Genomic DNA, 1,657 nt, shown 5'->3' with positions numbered 1-1,657 from the left:
CCGCCGTCCACGGGCAGCGCGGCACGCTCCGCGCCGGACAGCAACTCGACCCGCCCGATCGGCAGTTCGGGCCGCGCGGCCACGGCCGCCAGCAGCCGGCCGAACCGCCCGGCGATCGCCTCGACCGTCTCCCGGTCGAACAGGTCGGTCGCGTAGTCGAGGGCGCAGTCGATCCCGGCGGGCTCCCCGTCGGGGCCGAAGGACTCCTCGGCGATCAGGCTGAGGTCGAACTTGGCGGAGCCGGTGGCGGCGGGCAGCGGTTCGACCCGCAGGCCGGCCGTGGACGGTTCGGCCTGCTCGTTGCTCTGGAGCACCAGCATGACCTGGAAGAGCGGGTGCCGGGCGAGCGAGCGGGTCGGCTTGAGCTCCTCCACCAGCCGTTCGAAGGGCATGTCCTGGTGGGCGTAGGCGCCGAGGGCGGTCTCCCGGGCCCGGCCGAGGAGTTCGGTGAAGCTCGGGTTGCCCGACGTGTCGGTGCGCAGCACCAACGTGTTGACGAAGAAGCCGACCAGCTCGTCCAGCGCCTCGTCGGAACGCCCGGCCACCACCGAGCCGATCGGGACGTCGGTGCCCGCGCCGAGCCGGGTCAGCAGCGCGGCCAGGGCCGCCTGGACGGTCATGAACAGGGTGACCCGGTGGGCCCGGGACAGCGCGACCAGGTCGCGGTGGCACTCGGCGCCGAGGCTGAGCGCGACCCGGTCGCCGCGGTGGGAGGCCACGGGCGGGCGGGGGCGGTCCAGCGGCAGCGTCGCCTCGTCCGGGAGGTCGGCCAGGGTCTCGCCCCAGTAGGCGAGTTGGCGGGCGGCCAGGCTCTCCGGGTCGTCCTCGTCGCCGAGCAGCTCGCGCTGCCAGAGCGCGTAGTCGGCGTACTGCACGGGCAGCGGCGACCAGCCGGGGGCGGCGCCGTCGGTGCGGGCCGCGTACGCGGTGGTGAGGTCGCGGACCAGCGGACCGAGGGACCAGCCGTCGCTCGCGATGTGGTGCAGCGCCAGGACCAGCACGTGCTCCTCGGTGGAGACCCGCAACAGGGCCGCACGGACGGGGAGTTCGGCGCGCAGGTCGAAGGCGCGGCGGCACAGCGCGGCCACCGTGGCGGCCACCTCGGCGGCCGGGCAGTCCAGGGTGTCGAGCGGGACGGCGGCCTCGCCGGCCGGGAGGACGCGCTGGTACGGGGTGCCGTCCTCCTCGGCGATCAGGGTGCGCAGGCTCTCGTGCCGGGCGACCACGTCACCGAGGGCGCGTTCGAGCGCGGCGGTGTCCAGTCCGCCGGCGAGGCGCAGCGCCACCGGGGCGTTGTAGAGGGCGCTGGGGCCCTCCATCCGGTCGATCAGCCAGAGCCGCTGCTGGGCGAAGGACAGCGGCACCCGGTCCGGGCGCTCGCCCCCGGCGGTCAGCGCGAGGCGCTGCGGGCCGGTGCCCAGGCGGGCGGCCAGCCCGGCGACCGTCGGCGCCTCGAAGACGTCCCGGATGCCGGACTCGGCGCCCAGGGCGGCCCGGACCCGGCTGAGCAGCTTGGTGGCCAGCAGGGAGTGGCCGCCGAGCGCGAAGAAGTCGTCGTCGATGCCGACCGCGTCCAGGCCGAGCACCTCCGCGAACAGTCCGCAGAGGATCTCCTCCTGCGGCGTGCGGGCCGCGCGGCCCGCCGACAGTGCGCCGA

Annotated in this window: 1 protein-coding gene; it reads right to left on the bottom strand. The window is 75.9% G+C overall.

What is annotated here, in order from left to right; translation table 11 throughout:
• Window positions 1–1,657: condensation domain-containing protein (locus ACFV0O_RS41475; RefSeq protein ID WP_380350273.1), on the bottom strand; the 1,657-nt coding region annotated here is incomplete at both ends.

Origin of the sequence: Kitasatospora sp. NPDC059577 (assembly GCF_042735475.1) — a bacterium.
In the GTDB taxonomy this organism is placed as follows: Bacteria; Actinomycetota; Actinomycetes; order Streptomycetales; family Streptomycetaceae; genus Kitasatospora.
Note: the sequence above shows the minus strand (reverse complement) of the source record. Positions and strands in the feature narration are given on the sequence as shown.